This is a genomic window from Methylobacterium sp. E-046 (assembly GCF_022829625.1).
Taxonomy (GTDB): Bacteria; Pseudomonadota; Alphaproteobacteria; order Rhizobiales; family Beijerinckiaceae; genus Methylobacterium; species Methylobacterium longum.
Genome location: NZ_JAKSYP010000161.1, coordinates 11,800 through 28,310, shown reverse-complemented (window position 1 = coordinate 28,310; position 16,511 = coordinate 11,800). Strand labels below are relative to the sequence as shown.

Here is a 16,511-nt window from a genome sequence, read left to right as displayed (position 1 = left end):
TCCAGCACGCGAGAGGCCCGGGAACTTCGACTCATACGTGCGGTTCCCGCAGTCAAAGGATGTGGGAGCCTCAGCATGCTGGCGATGAACTATCGCGGACCTTACAGGGTCCGGCTCGACCGCAAGCCAGTTCCCGTCTGCGAGCACGTTCAGGATGCCGTAATACGGGTCACGCGGACGTGCATCTGCGGCTCTGATCTTCATCTGTACCATGGCATGGTGCCCGACACGCGTGTCGGCATGACGTTCGGCCACGAATTTATTGGCGTGGTGGAGGAAACAGGGTCCGGGGTGAACAATCTCGCCGTCGGCGACCACGTGATCGTGCCGTTCAACATCGCCTGCGGGAAGTGCCACTTCTGCAAGCAGGGATTGTTCGGGAACTGCCACGAATCGAACGCCCAGGCGACCGCTGTCGGGGCGATCTACGGCTACTCCCACACCGCCGGCGGCTACGACGGCGGCCAGGCCGAGTACGTCCGCGTCCCCTACGCCGATGTGGGTCCGTGCAAGATTCCCCCGACGATGGACCTCGACGACGCGGTGCTCCTCACCGACGTCGTGCCCACCGGCTATCAGGCCGCCGAGATGGGGGGCATCAAGCAGGGCGACACCGTCGTGGTCTTCGGCGCCGGCCCGGTCGGCATCATGGCGGCCCGTTCCGCGTGGCTGTTCGGAGCGGGCCGGGTGATCGTCATCGACCACGTCGAGTACCGGCTCGACTTCGCCAGACGGTACTGCCCCGCCGAGGTGTACAACTTCCGCTCGATCGAAGACCCGGTCGTCTTCCTGAAGAAGACGACCGACTCGCTCGGACCGGATGTCTGCATCGACGCCGTCGGCGGCGACGCGGCGGGCAACGCCCTGCACACGCTCATGGGCACCAAGCTGAAGCTCGAAGGCGGCTCCGCCATCGCGCTCCACTGGGCGATCAACGCGGTCAAGAAGGGCGGCACCGTCTCGATCGTGGGCGTCTACGGCCCCACCGGCAACATGATCCCCATCGGCAACGTCGTGAACAAGGGCATCACCGTGCGGGCCAACCAAGCCTCGGTGAAGCGTCTGCTGCCGAAGCTGATCGACCACATCGAGGCCGGCCGCCTGAACCCGAAGGAACTCATCACCCACAAGGTGCCGCTCGAGGAGATCGCGGACGCCTACCACATCTTCTCGGCAAAGCTCGACGGCTGCATCAAGCCGGTTCTCGTTCCCCCGACAGCGCGCGCGTGAGGAGATGCGGATGAGGAACCTTCCCATCGATCCGTCGACGATCCCCGGCTGGGGCATCGACGCCGACCCGCGCAACGATCCCACCTACCCGATGCGGGATCGGTCGCGCGACGACGACACGGGCATGAGCTGGGAGCGCCCGCCGCTGCAGACGCGGCGTGTCGAGATCCTGGCCTCGATCGAGCACAACAGGCTCCCGGCCGTCCTCGGCACCTCGACGCCGCCGCGCGGGCTCAGCGGCATGATCCGCCGTCAGGCGTTCAAGTACAGCGAGTCCCAGTGGACGCACTGGCTCATGCTGATGGCGGCCGACCGGGTGAACGTCGTCGAGGGCTTGGTCGACGATGTCGGGCGCGGCCGGATCCCCAACGTGCCGGCCGAGATGGGCATCCGCTCCGAACTCGCGCACAACCGGGCGGGCTTCGTCGAGAAGGTCGCCATCGCGGGCGCGGTCGTCGGGCTCGGGATCCTGCTCGCGCGCGTCACCCGCCCGCATCCGCATGGCGGGCGAGGCAGGCGCGTCTGAGGCCGGCGCCGCGCGGGCGCCGGACCGCGCCCGCGCGGCTCAGGCTGCCTCCACCCGCAGGACCGTGCCGCTGATCCCGGTGACCCGCACCCGTCCGCCCGCCGGCAGGTCGGGCCCGGTGACGCGCCACAGGGTGTCGTCGAAGCGGATGTGGCCGGCGCCCTGCACGATCGGTTCGTCGAGCACGCCCTCGCGCCCGATCAGGCCCCGGTCCGCGCGGTTCAGGCTCGCGCCGGCGGCTGCCGCGCCGCGCCGGTGCAGGCGGGTCGCGATCCCCACCAGGGCGACCGCGAGGCCCGAGAACAGCAGGGTCTGACCCTGCCAGGGCATGGGCACCGCCGCGGTCGCGAGCCCCGTGGTGAGGGCGGCGAGGCCGAGCCAGATCAGGAACATCCCGGGCACCAGGATCTCGGCGCCCGCGAGGACGAGGCCGGCGATGACCCAGCTCCAGGCAGCTCCGAGGGCCTCGAAGGTCCCCGCGAGGGTGGCGAGCGTCACCGGCGTCAGGCCCGCGGCGGAGCGACGTTGGGCGGCGTTCCCGTACGCCGGGGCGCCGCCGCCCCGTCGCCGAAGACGCTGCGGGTGAGCTCGCCGATGCCGCCGAGCGTCCCGGCCAGCGCCGCCGCCTCGATCGGCACCACGACGACCCGCTGATTGGGCGCGGTGGCGATGGCCCGGACCGCGTCGACGTACTTCTCCGCCACCAGGAAGTTCGCCGCCGCGATGTCGCCCTCGGCGATCGCCCGGCTGACCATCCCGGTCGCCGCCGCCTCCGCTTCGGCGGAGCGCTCCCGCGCCTCGGCATCGCGGAAGGCGGCCTCGCGCCGGCCCTCCGCCTCCAGGATCGCCGACTGCTTGCGTCCCTCCGCCCGCAGGATCTCGGCGGCACGCTGCCCTTCGGCCTCCAGGATCGAGGCCCGCTTCTCGCGCTCGGCCTTCATCTGGCGCGCCATGGCCCCGGCGAGGTCGGCCGGCAGCACGATGTCCTTGATCTCGATCCGGTTGATCTTGACGCCCCAGGGCGAGGCCGCGGCGTCCATCACCCGGAGCAGCCGCTCGTTGATCTCGTCGCGGTGGGCCAGCAGCTGGTCGAGGTCCATCGCGCCGACCACGGTGCGGATGTTGGTCATCGTCAGCGTCGTGGCCGCGAGATCGAGGTTCGAGACCTCGTAGGAGGCGCGCGCCGCATCGAGCACCTGATAGAACACCACCGCGTCGATGGTGACGCCGGCGTTGTCGCGGGTGAAGGCCTGCTGACTCGGGACGTCGATCACCTGCTCCATGACGTTGACCCGGCGGCCGACGCGCTCGATGAACGGGGTAATCAGGCCGAGGCCGGCCTCGAGGCTGCGGGCGTAGCGACCAAAGCGCTCGACCGTGTAGACGTAGCCCTGCGGAACGATCTTCACGCCCGCGGCCAGGGTGATGATCGCGAGCGCCGCGACGCCGACCGCGAAGACGCTCAAGCCCACCGGAAGACCCATCGACGCCCCCTCCCCTGCCCGCACCGCCTCGGGCGTTCGGCGATGTCTCAGCTTAACAGCTCGCCGCGGGCCCGGCGACCGCGCGGGGCCGGCGCGAGGTGAACGGGCGGCCCCCCATCTCGATCATCTTCGGTTCAGGCCGTCGGGCCTAGAGATCGGGCAAGCGCCACGTTTCCGGTCGCTTCAGGCTCGGGAACGCAACGCTTGTTGAAGAAACAATCGGCATGATATCGGCCGCCCTCGCCGCGGAAAGAAGTCCTTTCGGATCGCAGCGGGCGGCAGAAATCCCCACCCAACCGGATTCGGTGCGCGCGTGAAGATCGCTGTCCTCGCACATCTGAAGTACCCGATCGGCCAGCCCTACGCCGGCGGCCTGGAGATGCACACGCATCTCCTCACCGTCGCGTTGAAGCGGCGCGGGCACGACGTGACGCTGTTCGCCAGCCGCGGCTCGGATCCGGCGCTCGATCCCGTGATGCTGTGCGACCCCACCGGCGATGCGCTGCTGGATCCGGAGCGCGAGGAGGCGATCGACCGCGCGGAGGCGGATGCCTACCGGCGGATGATGGAGATGGTCGCTTCCGGCGGCTTCGATCTCGTCCACAACAACGCCCTGCACGCGCTGCCGCTGCGCGAGAGCGGCCGGCTCGGCCTGCCCTGGATCACGGTGCTGCACACGCCGCCCTTCGAATCCCTCGTCGGCGGCGTCGTGGAGGCCGATCCCGACATGGCCTTCCTGGCCGTGTCCGCGTCCCTGGCCCAGGAATGGGCGGAGATCGTTCCCGGCGCGCAGGTGGTCGATAACGGCGTCGACCTCTCGACCTTCGCGTTCTCCGAGCGGGCCGATGCCCCGGCCTACGCGTTCTGGTCCGGCCGGATCGTGCCCGAGAAGGGACTGCACCTCGCCATCGACGCGGCGCGCGCGGCCGGGCTGCCCCTGACCTTCGCGGGCCCCCGGCTCAATCCAGCCTACTGGGACGCCGAGATCGCCCCGCGGCTCGGGCCGGACCTGACCCATCTCGGCCACCTCTCGCACCGGGACCTGGCGCACCATCTCGGGCGCGCCCGCGTGGCGATCGTCTCGCCGCGCTGGGAGGAACCCTTCGGCCTCGTCGTGGCGGAGGCGCTGGCCTGCGGCACGCCGGTCGCCGCCTTCCGCCGGGGCGCCATGCCCGACATCCTCGACGCCTCCTGCGGCCGGCTCGGTCGTCCGGACGATCCGCAGGACCTGGCGGTGGCTATCCGAGAAGCCGCCGGCCTGTCGCGCCGGGCCTGCCGCGACCGGGCCGAGGCGCTCTACGACGCCACGGCCATGACCGAACGCTACCTGGACGCCTACGATGCCGTGATGGCGCGGTGCGCCGAGCGGGCGCAGCCGACGCTGCGCGTCGCCGGCGGACGGGGCTGAGACCGGACATCCGCGCCCTTCCCGAACGGGCGCCCCTCTCCTTCACCGAACCTGACGGTGCCTCGGGAGACCCGACATGACCACCGATGCCGACATCCCGGCGGCCCGCCCTTGCGTGGTCTGCATCCCCGCCCGGAACGAGGCGGAGCGGCTGCCGCGCCTGCTCGCCTCGCTGGCCGCGCAGGACGGCATCTCGGCCCGGGCGCCGCTGCGCGTCGTGGTGCTCGCCAACAACTGCACGGACGGGACCGTCGCGGCGGTCCGGGACGTGGAGGCTTCGGGCATCCTCGCGGCCCTGGCGCTCCGCCTCATCGACGTGACGCTCGCCGGCCCGGAGGCCCATGTCGGCACCGCGCGGCGCATGGCCCTCGATGCCGGCGCCGACTGGCTCGCCGCCGAGGCGGGACCGGACGGGATCCTGCTCACCACGGACGCCGATGCCCGCCTGCCGGCCGACTGGGTCACCGCCAATCGGCGCGCCCTGCGCTCCGCCGACGTGGTCGGCGGCCGGCTCGTGATCGACGACGAGGGCGCGACGGATCCCGAGCTCGCGGCCCTGCACGGGCGCATCGAGCGCTACTGGTCCGGCGTCCGGCGCCTGGAGGACATCCTCGATCCACCGCCGCACGATCCCGCCCCCCGGCACGGCGACCACACCGGGGCGAGCCTCGCCGTGCCGGCCGCGCTCTACCGGGCGGTGGGCGGCCTGCCGCCGCTGCCCTGCGGGGAGGACAACGCGCTGGTCGGGCTGCTGCGGGCCCAGGGCGCCCGCCTGCGCCATTGCCCGGACGTGCAGGTGATGGTCTCGGCGCGCCATCAGGGCCGGGTCTCCGGCGGCATGGCCACCGAGATGGCCCGCCGCGTCCGCGTCCGCGACGGCGAAGCCTATCTCCTGCCCGAGGCGGCCCATTGGCAGGCCCTGATCCTGCGGCGGGCGGCCCTGCGCCGGGCGTTCCACCTCGCCCCCGCGGCCCGCACCGCCGCCTGCGCGCGACTCGGGCTCGGCGCGGACGATCTCGCCGCCGTCGGTGCCTGCCCCAACGACATCGCCTTCGTGGAGCGGGCCGACCGCATCCTCGAGTCGCGAAGCCCGCCGGCGCCGGAATGCCCCCTCGATCAGGCGCTCGCCGACCTCGACGCACTGGCCTTCGCCCTGCGGGACGCCGCGTGACCCGCGGGATCGGCTGGTACGTCCATCATCAGGGCGCAGGCCACCTCCAGCGCGCCCGCATCGTCGCGTCCGCCCTGCCCCGGCCCTGCACGATCCTCGGCACGCTCACCGGGTTCGACACCGCCGGGCTCGACATCCTCAACCTGCCGGACGACCGCCCGCTGGACGGCTTGGCCGCGTTCGACGGCCTGGACGGCGCGGCCGGGCGGCCGGAAGCCCTGCACTACGCGCCCCTGAACCATCCCGGCGTGCGAACCCGGATGGCGCGCATCGCCGACTGGGTGGCGCGGACGGAACCGGCCCTCATCGTGGTGGATGTCTCGGTGGAGGTGGCGCTGTTCGCGCGCCTCCTGTCGGTGCCGACCGTGGTGGTGCGGCTCGCCGGCACCCGGACCGACCAGCCGCATCTCGAAGCCTTCCGGAGCGCCGCGCGGATCCTCGCCCCCTTCCCGGCAGCCCTCGACGGCGCGGGGGTGCCGGACTGGGTCCGGGCCAAGACGGTCTATGCGGGCTTCCTCGGGGCGGCGGCACAGGCCCCGCCCGAGGCGAGCCGCGACATCGTCGTGGTGTTCGGCCGCGGCGGCGCGGGGGGGCACGTCGCGGACCTCGCGGCGGCGGCCCGGTCCGTGCCGGACCGGCCATGGCACGTCCTGGGGCCGGTCTCGGGTTCCGGCGCGACGCCGGACAACCTGCACCTGCACGGCTGGGTCTCCGACGTCGAGGCGCGGGTCGCCCGGGCGTCGCTGCTGATCGGCGGCGGCGGCGACGGCGTCGTGGCGCTGGCCGCCGGGCAAGCCAAGCGGTTCATCTGCCTGCCGGAGGAGCGGGCCTATGGCGAGCAGACCGAGAAGGCCGAAGCGCTGGCACGGCTTGGCGCCGCGATCGTGCACGAGGGCTGGCCGCCGGCTGCCGCATGGCCGGCGCTGGTGCGGGCGGGGCTCGCCCTCGACCCCGCCGTGATCGGCGCGCTGCACCGGCCGGACGCCGTGCGGGACTGTGCGGCGACCATCGAGGCGCTCATCGGGCAGCGCGACTGCGGGTGACGGGAACGCCCGTCGCGGACGGAGATCCCGACCGGTTCCGCGCGGCCGGCCGCCGAACCGATCAGGCGTTCAGGTCGAGCTTCGCGGCCTCGATCCCGTCGGCCCGGATGGCGTCCGGCAGCGCCGAGAAGTCGCGGTAGCCGGCCTCGCGCGCCATGGCGTCGAGGGCCGTCTGCTCGTTGTCGGCCGCGCCGGTCCAGAGCACGGCGCCGCTCTTCGTCTGCTTGATCTGAAAGATGCTCATCGATTCTTTCCCGGGCGCGAGAAGACTATCGTCCCGTTAACGTCTCTATTGGAGCGCGGTTGCAGCCTGAAAAAGCTAAACTGCTACGATCCGCGTCGCGCCCTCACCTGCGGCGCGAGGTCCGGCGGACGGCGCGCGCCGACGGCGCTATGCTGGCGGGTGTTCAGGATAACTCGCCATGAAAACGCCGGCCTGCACAGCGAGGGAGAGGCGATACCAGTCACGTACCGCATGTGAGGCTCCCGTCGTGAAGTACGTCCGCTGGCGCGCGCCCCGCCTGGGTCTCCTGTGCGGGCTCGCGATGCTCGCCGCGGCGCCGGTCCGCGCCGTCGAGACCGCCGCCGTCCCCGATGCCGCCGCCATCGCGCCTGCGGTCACCGTGGTCCCGGCGGAGAGCCGCGAGATCGTCGAGCGCGCCGTCGTCACCGGGACGCTGGTGCCCCGCGACGAGATCCTCGTCTCCCCCGAGGTCGAGGGCCTGCGCATCACCGACCTTCTGGTCGAGGAGGGGGATCGCGTCACGAAGGGCCAGGTGCTCGCTAGGCTGTCGCTGGAGATGATCGCCACCCAGGAGGCCTCGAACGCCGCGGCGGTCGCCCGGGCCGAGGCCGCCATCGTCCAGGCGCGGAGTCAGATCGTCCAGGCGGAGGCCGCCAACGTGGAGGCCAAGCAGGCGCTGGAGCGGGCCCAGGCCCTCGCCAAGACCGGCAACGCCACCGCGGCCGTGCTGGAACAGCGCGTCTCTGCGGCGCAGGGGGCCGAGGGGCGCGTCGCCGCCGCCAAGGGCGGGCTGCAATCCGCCCAGGCCGACCTCGCGACCGCGCGGGCCTCGGGATCCGAGATCGCCCTCCGGCGCGCCCGGGCCGACATCCGCGCACCGGAAGCCGGCATCATCAACCGCCGCACCGCCCGGATCGGCGCCACCGCCACCGCCGTGGGCGAGCCGCTGTTCCGCCTGATCGCCCGGGGCGAGATCGAACTGGAGGGTGAGGTGCCCGAGACGTCGCTGGCGCGCCTTCAGGTCGGCAACCCGGCGAGCCTCGATCTCGACGATGGCCGCCGCCTCACCGGCAAGGTGCGCCGCGTCTATCCCGAGGTCGACCGCGCGACGCGGCTGGGCAAGGTCCGGATCCGGCTCGGGGAGGATCCGGCCCTGCGCATCGGCGCCTTCGCCCGCGGCAACGTGGAGGTGGCCCGCCGCACGGGCGTCGCGGTCCCGGTATCCAGCCTGCTCTACGCGGCGGACGGCCGGGCCAGCGTGCTGGTGGCGAAGGACGGGCGCGTCGAGGCGCGGCCGGTCACCACGGGCCTCTCCTCGGAGGGCTACACGGAGATCCGCTCGGGCGTCGCCGCCGGCGAGAGCATCGTGGCCCGCGCCGGCAGCTTCCTGCGCGACGGCGACCGGGTGCGTGCCGTACCGTCGACCGATACGCCGATGGCGGCGCCCATGGCCGACGCGGCCCCGCGGTAGGACAGAAGCATGCGCCTCAACGTCTCCGCCTGGGCGATCCGCAAGCCGCTCCCCTCAGTGGTCCTGTTCCTGGTCCTGATGATCCTGGGGCTGGTGAGCTTCCGCGCCCTGCCGATCACCCGGTTCCCGAACATCGACATCCCGATCGTCTCGGTGACGATCACCCAGTCGGGGGCGGCCCCCTCCGAATTGCAGACCCAGGTCACGAAGTGGGTCGAGGATTCGGTGGCCGGGGTGAAGGGCGTCAAGCACATCCTGTCGACCATCACGGAGGGCACCTCCACCACCACGATCGAGTTCCGCCTGGAGGTGAACCAGGATCGGGCGACCAACGACGTCAAGGACGCCATCGCCAAGATCCGGCAGAACCTGCCGCGCACCATCGACGAGCCGATCGTCTCCCGCGTCGAGATCGCCGGCCTGCCGATCATGGTCTACGGCGCCTCCGCGCCCGCCATGATGCCGGAGGACCTGTCGTGGTTCGTGGACGACGTGGTCGCGCGCGGCCTGCAGAGCGTGAAGGGGGTCGGCGGCGTCGAGCGCCTCGGCGGCGTCGCCCGCGAGATCCGCGTCACCCTGAAGCCCGACCGGCTGCTGGCCCTCGGCATCACCGCCGCGGACGTGAACCGGCAGTTGCGCCTGACCTCGGCCGACATGGCCGGCGGGCGGGCCGAGGTCGGCGGCCAGGAGCAGTCGATCCGGGCGCTCGCCGCCTCGGCGAGCCTCGACACGCTGGCCAAGACCTCCATCGTCGTACCGGGCAACCGCAAGGTCCGCCTCGACGAGCTGGCGACCCTCTCGGACACCGCCGAGGAGCCCCGCACCTTCGCGCGCTTCAACGGCGAGCCGGTGGTGGCCTTCGCGATCTCCCGCGCCAGCGGCGCGAGCGACGCCGACGTCTCGGTCGGGGTCGCCAAGAAGATCGCGGCGCTCCACGCGGCGAACCCCAACGTGCGGTTCGACCTGATCGACACCAGCGTCGACAACACCATCGGCAACTACCACTCGGCCATGATGGGCCTGATCGAGGGCGCGGCCCTCGCCGTGGTTGTGGTGCTGCTGTTCCTGCGCGACTGGCGGGCGACCCTGATCGCCGCCGTGGCGCTGCCTCTCTCGGTGCTGCCGACCTTCTGGGTGATGAGCGCGCTGGGCTTCTCGCTCAATGCGGTCAGCCTGCTGGCGATCACGCTGGTCACCGGCATCCTCGTCGACGACGCGATCGTGGAGATCGAGAACATCGTCCGCCACATGCGGATGGGGAAGTCGCCCTACCGCGCCTCCCTGGAGGCCGCCGACGAGATCGGGCTCGCGGTCATCGCGATCACGGCGACGATCATCGCGATCTTCTCGCCCGTGTCGTTCATGGGCGGGATCGCGGGCCAGTACTTCAAGCAGTTCGGCCTGACCATCGCGGCGGCGGTGTTCATGTCGCTGCTGGTGGCGCGGCTGATCACGCCGCTGCTCGCCGCCTATTTTCTGCGCGACCACGGGCCGGACCACGAGCGCGACGGCGTCGTGATGCGCGGCTACACCCGGCTGGTGGCGTGGTCGGTGCGGCACAAGTTCATCACACTGGTGCTCGGCATCGCGTGCTTCGCCGCGTCCATCGCCTCCACGGGCCTGCTGCCCGCGGGCTTCCTGCCGGCGGAGGATCAGGCCCGCACGCTGTTCGTTGTCGAGCTGCCGCCCGGCGCCCGCCTGCCCGACACGGTCCGGGTCGCGGACCGGATCGTCGGCAAGATCCGCGCGCTCCCCGAGGTGAAGAGCGTGTTCGTGGACGGCGGCCGCCAGCTGCCGGCCAAGAAGGAGGTGCGGCTCGCCAGCCTCACCATCAATCTCACCCCGAAGAACACCCGCGACAAGACCCAGAAGCAGGTCGACGCGGAGGTCGCCGCGATCCTGAGGGAGGAGCCCGACCTGCGCTTCTGGGCCCTGCGCGAGGGCGGCCAGCGCGACCTCGCGCTGATCATCGCCGGCCCCGACAAGGCCGTCGTGGCGGAGACCGCGGCCAAGCTCCAGCGCGAGGCCCAGCAGGTCCCGCACCTCGTCAACGTCATGTCGACCGCGCCCCTCGACCGCACGGAGGTCCGGATCCGGCCGAAGCCAGGCGTGGCGGCCGATCTCGGCGTCTCCACCGACACCATCGCGGAGACGGTTCGGGTCGGTACCATCGGCGACATCGGCATGAACCTCGCCAAGTTCAACGCGGCGGACCGGCAGGTGCCGATCCGCGTGCAGCTCCCCGAGAGCCTGCGCGGCCGGCTCTCCGAACTGGAGACCCTGAAGGTGCCGGTGAAGGGCGGGGCCGCCGTGCCCCTCGCGACGGTGGCCGATATCAGCCTCGGCCAGGGGCCGACCGGCATCGACCGCTACGACCGCGCCGTGCGCGTCGCCCTCGAGGGCGACATGCAGGGCACGGACGCCCTGGCCGAGCTGATCTCGAAGGTCATGAACCTGCCGACCGCCAAGAACCTGCCGCCCGGGGTGACGATCAGCCAGACCGGCGACGCCGAGGTGATGGGCGAGGTGTTCGAGGGCTTCGCGCTGGCCATGGGCGCCGGCCTGATGATGGTGTTCGGCGTGCTGATCCTGCTGTTCGGCAACTTCCTGCAGCCGCTGACCATCCTGTTCTCGCTGCCGCTCTCGATCGGCGGCGCGATCCTGGCGCTCCTGATCTGCCACATGCCGATCTCGATGCCGGTGGTCATCGGCATCCTGATGCTGATGGGCGTGGTCACCAAGAACGCCATCATGCTGGTGGACTTCGCCGTCGAGCAGATCCACGCCGGCGTGGACCGCAACACCGCCATCGTCGATGCGGGCCGCAAGCGCGCCCGGCCGATCGTGATGACGACCATCGCCATGGCGGCCGGCATGGTGCCGTCCGCGATGGCGCTGGGGATCGGCGGCGAGTTCCGCGCGCCCATGGCGGTGGCGGTGATCGGCGGCCTGATCGTCTCGACCGTGCTGTCGCTGGTGTTCGTGCCGGCGATCTTCGTCCTGATGGACGACCTGTCGCGCGTGCTGGGGCGCCTGCTGGGCCGCTTCGTCGGCGAGCGCGACGACCCGCAGGACGAGGTCGCGTTCGATCCGGCCCATCCCGCCAATGACGGCCGCCCGTCGGCGCCGCGGATCGCCGCCGAATAGGCAGGGAGGGCGGCTCGCGCATTGCGCGCGGCGCCGCGATGGGCTGTGACTCGGCCGCATCGAATCACAGGGGATTTGCGGAACGATGTCGGGTGGTCACGGGGCTGTCGAAGGATCGAACAAGCGCGTCGCGCTGCTGATCTCGGTGCTGGCGTTGTTCCTCGCCTTCAGCGAGACGCTGGGCAAGGCGTCCCAGACGGACTCGATCGGCGCCAATGTCGAGGCCGCGAACCAGTGGGCCTACTTCCAGGCGCGCACCATCCGCTCGACGGTGCTCAAGACCGCCGACGAGGCCCTGGCGCTCCTCCCCCCCGGGCCCAATCAGGACGCGATCGCGGCCAAGCGCGCCGAGTGGACCAAGACCCTGGCCCGGTGGGAGTCGGAGCCCGCCACCGGCGAGGGCCGCAAGGAGCTGACCGCGAAGGCGCGGGCGTCGGAGGAGCGGCGCGACCTCGCACTCCTGCGCTACCACCATTACGAGCTGGCCTCGGCAGCCTTCCAGATCGGGATCGTGCTCGCCTCCGCGGAGGTGATCACCGGCATCGCCATGCTGGTCTTCGCGGGGGGCTTCCTCGGGCTCGCCGGCGCGGCGCTCCTCGGCTTCGGCTACCTCGCGCCGCACGCCCTGCCGTTCTTCCACTGAGGGCCGATCTTCCGGGGCAGCGGCCTAACGCCACGATCCATCGCGATCGATCGTCCGAACGGACGGCCGGACTGGACGCGCGCGCTCGAAGCTGATCGTCTCGGCCTGTTCCAGGGGGGAATGATGTCGGACATATCAGAAGAACAGGGACGCTTGACGAAGATCGCCAGCGCGATCTTCCTGCACACCGAGCACGCGATCTACGCGGCCCTCGGCCTCCTGCTGGCGCTCACCGCCTTCATCGCGCTGGTCGATGCCGCGGGGCTGACCTGGGAGGCCATGCGGGCGCTCGGGGGCGCCGCGCAGATCCTGGAGGTGATCGACCGGCTGCTGTTCCTGCTGATGCTGATCGAGATCCTGCACACGGTGCGGGTGTCGATGCGGTCGGGGACGCTGACCTGCGAGCCGTTCCTGATCGTCGGCCTGATCGCGTCGATCCGGCGGGTGCTGGTGATCACCCTGCAATCCTCGGAGATCACCCACGCCAAGGACTGGTCGCCCGAGAAGCAGGCCCTGTTCAACGCCTCGATGATCGAGCTCGGGGTGCTGGCGGGCCTGATCGTCACCATGGTCTTCGCGATCTTCCTCCTCCACCGCGCCCGCGACGACGGCCGACCGGCCGGCGAGGAGAAGGCGGCCGGCGAGTCCTGACGCCGGGATGCGGGCTCGATGCGGGCTCAGTTCATCCGCAGGATCGCGGCGTTGAGGAGCGTCGCGAAGGCGACCCAGGCGGCGTAGGGCACGAGGAGCCAGGCCGCAGTCCGGTCGAACCGCCAGGTCAGGCGGATCGTCCAGAGCACCATCACCAGCAGCATCGCCACGACGATCAGCCCCGCGCCGATGGCGTGGGCCGTGAAGAAGACCGGCGTCCAGGCGGCGTTGAGGATGAGCTGCACGAGGAAGGCGGCCAGGGCGAGCCACCAGACCTGGCGGCCCGGTCCGGTGCCCGGCCTGGCGCCGAGGAGCCGCCAGAGCGCCACCGCGATCATCGTGTAGAGGAGCGTCCAGGCGACCGGGAACACCCAGTTCGGCGGGTTGAAGACCGGCTTGTTCAGGCTCGCGTACCAGCCCGGGATCTCGGCCTGGGTCGCCACCGAGCCGACGACCGCGGTGGCCGCCACCGGCAGGATCGCGGCGGCGAGGCGCAGCCAGCGCGGCAGGGGCATCCCCTCGGGGACGCGTGTGGCGGCAATCATGGTCGTTCGTCTCCACGGGGCGCGGCTTTAGAATGGGGCCGGGGGCGCGCGGCTTGCCGGGCCCCCCGTGCCGTGGCACGCGCCCGTCTCCATCCGCCGAGAATCGCCAGATGTCACAGCCTAACGCGCCGCAGGGGCCGACGGATAGCCAGGGCGACGCCGCGCCGGACTTCACCCGGCGCAGCCGCGCCGCCCAGGCGATGGGCCGGATCGAGCCCGAGACCCGGGCGGTGGTGATGCCGCTGCACGTTTCCACCACCTTCATCCGCGATCCCGACAACGGCTACAGCTCCGGCTACAGCTACGCGCGGCCCGACAACGCCACGGTGCGCGAGGCCGAATCCGTCCTGGCGATGCTGGAGGGCGCCGGGGCCGGAGCCCTGCTGTTCGGCTCCGGGATGGCGGCGGCGACGGCGGTGTTCGGCGCCCTGGAGCCCGGCGACCACGTGGTGGCCGGCACCGTCATGTACTGGGCGCTGAAGCGCTGGCTGCGCGAGGAGGCACCCCGGCGCGGCCTCGCGCTCACCTTCGTGGACACGGACGACCTGGACGCCCTGCGGGCCGCCATCGAGCCCGGCCGGACCAAGCTCGTCTGGATCGAGACCCCCGGCAACCCGCTCTGGACGATCACCGACATCGCCGCCGCGGCCGGGATCGCCCACGCGGCGGGCGCGCGCCTCACCGTCGATTCGACCGCCGCCTCGCCGGTCCACACGCGCCCCCTGGAATGCGGCGCCGACATCGTGATGCACTCGGCCACCAAGATCCTCAACGGCCATTCCGACGTGGTGGCGGGCGTGCTGGCGGGCGCGCGGACGGACGCGTTCTGGGAGCGGATCCGGAGCATCCGGGCGGGCAGCGGCGGCATCCTCGGGCCGTTCGAGGCCTACCTGCTGATGCGCTCGCTCCGGACCCTGCACCTGCGCGCGGCCGCGCAGGCGGCCGGTGCCCTGCGGCTCGCCGAGCGCCTGAGCGGGCATCCGAACGTCGCCCGCGTCCTCTATCCGGGGCTGCCCGACGATCCCGGACACGCGGTCGCCCGCCGGCAGATGCGGGACGGGTTCGGCTTCATGCTGTCGATCCGGGTCGCCGGCGGCGAGGCCGGCGCCATCGCCACCGCGGCGCGGGTGCGGCTGTGGAAGCGGGCGACGTCGCTCGGCGGCGTCGAGAGCCTGATCGAGCACCGCGCCTCGGTGGAAGGTCCGGGCAGCCCCTGCCCGCCGGATCTGCTGCGGCTGTCCACCGGCATCGAGGACACGGACGACCTGTACGAGGACCTCGATCGGGCGCTGCGCGGCGCGCATGGCGGCTGAACCGCGAAAACCCCGTGGTGCCGAACCCGGTTCTGGCGCGTTGTGCCGGCACTTCCGTCGGCGCAGAGCGCCACAGATCGCGAGCCCTACGACATGACGACTCGTTTCCGCGCGATGGTCCCCGGCTGTCTCGCGCTCCTCATTCTGGCGCCGGCCGCCCGGGCCGACGCCGTGCCGACCCTCGACGTCGAGAAGACCTGCCGGTCGTCCCAGGTGGCCAACACCAGCATCAGCGATCAGGCCAACTACGACGGCTGCCTCCGCTCCGAGCGGGAGGCCAGGAAGGAGGCCGAGCGCCACTGGGCCACCTATTCGCCCGCGGCCAAGCGGCAGTGCCAGGACCAGTTCAAGGCGGGGGGCTATCCGTCCTACGTCGAGATGGTGACGTGCCTCGAACTCGCCTCCGGCACGGTGCCGACGCAGAGCGACGCGGGCGGCCGGGCGGTGGGCGGCCCGGGTTCCCCGCAGGACGTGAAGGCGCAGCGCGAGAGCGGCACCAACCTGACCAAGGAGCCGCCCGCGAGCCAGCGGGTCGACCCGATGAAGGTGCTGGACAAGAAGTAAGCGACGCGGCGCGCGCCGGCGACCCATTCTCCCGGCGCCGGCGCCGGAGGGTTCCGGTGCGTGCTATGGGCGGGCCTCCCGCCCCGCATGCCGACCGGAACCGTGAACGCCCTCGCCATCATCGCTCCGATCTTCGGGATCGTCCTGATCGGCTGGGGCGCGGCGCTCGCGGGGCTGCTCTCCGACAAGGTGAGCGACGGCCTGTCGGAATACGTCTTCGCGGTCGCCGTCCCGGCGCTGATCATCGCGACGCTGACGAAGCCCGGGATGAACGGGACCGTGGCGTGGTCCTACTGGGTCGCGTATTTCGGCGGTGCCGGCATCTCGTGGTTCGTCGGCACGCTGATCGCCCGCCGGCGGGCCGGGATCGAGCGGCGGGGCGCCATCCTGCACGGATTCGCGGCCAGCCAGTCGAACACCGTGTTCGTCGGCGTCCCCATGATCCTCCAGGCCTACGGCGAGGCCGGCGCCTTCCCGCTGTTCATGCTGCTCGCCGTGCATCTGCCGCTGATGATGGGCAGCGCCACCTTCCTGATCGAATCCGATTCCGGCCTGCCGGTCCTGGCGCGGATCCGCGGGCTCGTCCTCGTACTCCTGCGGAACCCGATCTTCCTGGCGCTGCTGATCGGCATGGCCATGAAGGGTCTCGGTCTCGCCCCGGCCGGCATCGCGCGATCGCTGATCGACGCCTTCGCGGGCACGGCCTCGACCTGCGCGCTGGTGGCGCTGGGTGCCGGCCTGAAGCGCTACCGGGTGCTGTTCGACCTCAAGGGCGCGCTGGTGATCGCGCTCCTGAAGAACCTCCTGCACCCGCTGGCCGTGTGGATCCTGGCCTTCCACGTGTTCTCGATGCCGCCGGCCTACGCGGGGGTCGCGACCCTGTTCGCCGCCATGCCGGTCGGGATCAACGCCTACCTGCTGGCCGCGCGCTACCGGACGGAGACCGGCATGGTCGCGGCTTCGGTGCTGGTCTCGACGCTGCTGGCGCCGGTCACGACCGTGGCGTGGCTCATGCTCCTCGGGCGGGCATGATGCCCGGCCCTCCGCGTCACCCGGAGCGTTGGACGCCGC

At 71.8% G+C, this 16,511-nt stretch carries 16 protein-coding genes; 12 read left to right on the top strand and 4 right to left on the bottom strand.

Features of this window, described 5'->3' with window-relative positions; all coding sequences use genetic code 11:
* Positions 1 to 75: 75 nt before the first annotated feature.
* Together MKK82_RS14735 and MKK82_RS14730 are read left to right on the top strand one after the other, a co-directional pair.
* The gene (locus MKK82_RS14735; protein ID WP_238289860.1) at positions 76 to 1,230 is read left to right on the top strand and encodes a zinc-dependent alcohol dehydrogenase; all 1,155 of its coding nucleotides are present in this window, start codon (positions 76 to 78) and stop codon (positions 1,228 to 1,230) included.
* Between the two features lie 10 nt (positions 1,231 to 1,240).
* On the top strand, positions 1,241 to 1,756 hold the full coding sequence (locus tag MKK82_RS14730; RefSeq protein WP_238289858.1) for a hypothetical protein: 516 nt from the start codon (positions 1,241 to 1,243) through the stop codon (positions 1,754 to 1,756).
* A gap of 39 nt (positions 1,757 to 1,795) precedes the next feature.
* Here MKK82_RS14730 and MKK82_RS14725 read toward each other — a convergent pair whose 3' ends face one another.
* Entirely contained in the window at positions 1,796 to 2,254 is a 459-nt protein-coding gene (locus MKK82_RS14725) for an NfeD family protein (protein WP_243986155.1), read from the bottom strand.
* Between the two features lie 5 nt (positions 2,255 to 2,259).
* Positions 2,260 to 3,240 carry an SPFH domain-containing protein gene (locus tag MKK82_RS14720; RefSeq protein ID WP_238289856.1) on the bottom strand — a complete coding sequence of 327 codons (981 nt, stop codon included), beginning with the start codon at positions 3,238 to 3,240 and terminating at the stop codon, positions 2,260 to 2,262.
* Between the two features lie 313 nt (positions 3,241 to 3,553).
* Here MKK82_RS14720 and MKK82_RS14715 point away from each other — a divergent pair, with 313 nt between their 5' ends.
* From MKK82_RS14715 to MKK82_RS14705, 3 genes are all read left to right on the top strand, one after another.
* The gene (locus MKK82_RS14715; protein ID WP_238289855.1) at positions 3,554 to 4,648 is read left to right on the top strand and encodes a glycosyltransferase family 4 protein; all 1,095 of its coding nucleotides are present in this window, start codon (positions 3,554 to 3,556) and stop codon (positions 4,646 to 4,648) included.
* A 76-nt stretch (positions 4,649 to 4,724) separates the two neighbouring features.
* Positions 4,725 to 5,819: a glycosyltransferase gene (locus MKK82_RS14710; RefSeq protein WP_238289854.1), complete on the top strand. Its 1,095-nt coding sequence runs from the start codon at positions 4,725 to 4,727 to the stop codon at positions 5,817 to 5,819.
* On the top strand, positions 5,816 to 6,862 hold the full coding sequence (locus MKK82_RS14705) for a glycosyltransferase (RefSeq protein ID WP_238289853.1): 1,047 nt from the start codon (positions 5,816 to 5,818) through the stop codon (positions 6,860 to 6,862). The genes MKK82_RS14710 and MKK82_RS14705 overlap by 4 nt, the downstream gene beginning before the upstream one ends.
* A gap of 61 nt (positions 6,863 to 6,923) precedes the next feature.
* Here MKK82_RS14705 and MKK82_RS14700 read toward each other — a convergent pair whose 3' ends face one another.
* Positions 6,924 to 7,106 (bottom strand): hypothetical protein, encoded by a 183-nt coding sequence (locus MKK82_RS14700; RefSeq protein ID WP_238289852.1) that lies wholly within the window; start codon positions 7,104 to 7,106, stop codon positions 6,924 to 6,926.
* A 301-nt stretch (positions 7,107 to 7,407) separates the two neighbouring features.
* On the opposite strand from MKK82_RS14700, the gene MKK82_RS14695 reads away from it, so the two are divergent.
* The 4 genes from MKK82_RS14695 to MKK82_RS14680 all read left to right on the top strand — a co-directional run bounded on the left by MKK82_RS14695 (position 7,408) and on the right by MKK82_RS14680 (position 13,018).
* The gene (locus MKK82_RS14695) at positions 7,408 to 8,577 is read left to right on the top strand and encodes an efflux RND transporter periplasmic adaptor subunit (protein WP_238289938.1); all 1,170 of its coding nucleotides are present in this window, start codon (positions 7,408 to 7,410) and stop codon (positions 8,575 to 8,577) included.
* 9 nt (positions 8,578 to 8,586) lie between these two features.
* On the top strand, positions 8,587 to 11,724 hold the full coding sequence (locus MKK82_RS14690) for an efflux RND transporter permease subunit (RefSeq protein WP_238289851.1): 3,138 nt from the start codon (positions 8,587 to 8,589) through the stop codon (positions 11,722 to 11,724).
* An 85-nt stretch (positions 11,725 to 11,809) separates the two neighbouring features.
* The gene (locus tag MKK82_RS14685; RefSeq protein ID WP_238289850.1) at positions 11,810 to 12,367 is read left to right on the top strand and encodes a DUF4337 domain-containing protein; all 558 of its coding nucleotides are present in this window, start codon (positions 11,810 to 11,812) and stop codon (positions 12,365 to 12,367) included.
* Between the two features lie 123 nt (positions 12,368 to 12,490).
* The gene (locus MKK82_RS14680; protein WP_238289849.1) at positions 12,491 to 13,018 is read left to right on the top strand and encodes a phosphate-starvation-inducible PsiE family protein; all 528 of its coding nucleotides are present in this window, start codon (positions 12,491 to 12,493) and stop codon (positions 13,016 to 13,018) included.
* 26 nt (positions 13,019 to 13,044) lie between these two features.
* Here MKK82_RS14680 and MKK82_RS14675 read toward each other — a convergent pair whose 3' ends face one another.
* Positions 13,045 to 13,563 (bottom strand): TspO/MBR family protein, encoded by a 519-nt coding sequence (locus MKK82_RS14675; RefSeq protein ID WP_238289847.1) that lies wholly within the window; start codon positions 13,561 to 13,563, stop codon positions 13,045 to 13,047.
* A gap of 110 nt (positions 13,564 to 13,673) precedes the next feature.
* On the opposite strand from MKK82_RS14675, the gene MKK82_RS14670 reads away from it, so the two are divergent.
* The 3 genes from MKK82_RS14670 to MKK82_RS14660 all read left to right on the top strand — a co-directional run bounded on the left by MKK82_RS14670 (position 13,674) and on the right by MKK82_RS14660 (position 16,472).
* Entirely contained in the window at positions 13,674 to 14,876 is a 1,203-nt protein-coding gene (locus MKK82_RS14670; protein WP_238289846.1) for a trans-sulfuration enzyme family protein, read from the top strand.
* Positions 14,877 to 14,969: 93 nt separating this feature from the next.
* Positions 14,970 to 15,440 (top strand): hypothetical protein, encoded by a 471-nt coding sequence (locus MKK82_RS14665; protein ID WP_238289845.1) that lies wholly within the window; start codon positions 14,970 to 14,972, stop codon positions 15,438 to 15,440.
* A gap of 102 nt (positions 15,441 to 15,542) precedes the next feature.
* Complete coding sequence (locus MKK82_RS14660; protein ID WP_238289937.1) at positions 15,543 to 16,472, top strand: AEC family transporter; 930 nt, start codon at positions 15,543 to 15,545, stop codon at positions 16,470 to 16,472.
* Positions 16,473 to 16,511: the final 39 nt, after the last annotated feature.

What these genes read in the sequence shown, in the direction of transcription:
- MKK82_RS14735 (WP_238289860.1), top strand. Translation starts at nt 76, where the DNA reads ATGCTGGCGATGAACTATCGCGGACCTTACAGGGTCCGGCTCGACCGC.
- MKK82_RS14730 (WP_238289858.1), top strand. Translation starts at nt 1,241, where the DNA reads ATGAGGAACCTTCCCATCGATCCGTCGACGATCCCCGGCTGGGGCATC.
- MKK82_RS14720 (WP_238289856.1), bottom strand. Translation starts at nt 3,240, where the DNA reads ATGGGTCTTCCGGTGGGCTTGAGCGTCTTCGCGGTCGGCGTCGCGGCG.
- MKK82_RS14710 (WP_238289854.1), top strand. Translation starts at nt 4,725, where the DNA reads ATGACCACCGATGCCGACATCCCGGCGGCCCGCCCTTGCGTGGTCTGC.
- MKK82_RS14700 (WP_238289852.1), bottom strand. Translation starts at nt 7,106, where the DNA reads ATGAGCATCTTTCAGATCAAGCAGACGAAGAGCGGCGCCGTGCTCTGG.
- MKK82_RS14695 (WP_238289938.1), top strand. Translation starts at nt 7,408, where the DNA reads ATGCTCGCCGCGGCGCCGGTCCGCGCCGTCGAGACCGCCGCCGTCCCC.
- MKK82_RS14690 (WP_238289851.1), top strand. Translation starts at nt 8,587, where the DNA reads ATGCGCCTCAACGTCTCCGCCTGGGCGATCCGCAAGCCGCTCCCCTCA.
- MKK82_RS14685 (WP_238289850.1), top strand. Translation starts at nt 11,810, where the DNA reads ATGTCGGGTGGTCACGGGGCTGTCGAAGGATCGAACAAGCGCGTCGCG.
- MKK82_RS14680 (WP_238289849.1), top strand. Translation starts at nt 12,491, where the DNA reads ATGTCGGACATATCAGAAGAACAGGGACGCTTGACGAAGATCGCCAGC.
- MKK82_RS14675 (WP_238289847.1), bottom strand. Translation starts at nt 13,563, where the DNA reads ATGATTGCCGCCACACGCGTCCCCGAGGGGATGCCCCTGCCGCGCTGG.
- MKK82_RS14670 (WP_238289846.1), top strand. Translation starts at nt 13,674, where the DNA reads ATGTCACAGCCTAACGCGCCGCAGGGGCCGACGGATAGCCAGGGCGAC.
- MKK82_RS14665 (WP_238289845.1), top strand. Translation starts at nt 14,970, where the DNA reads ATGACGACTCGTTTCCGCGCGATGGTCCCCGGCTGTCTCGCGCTCCTC.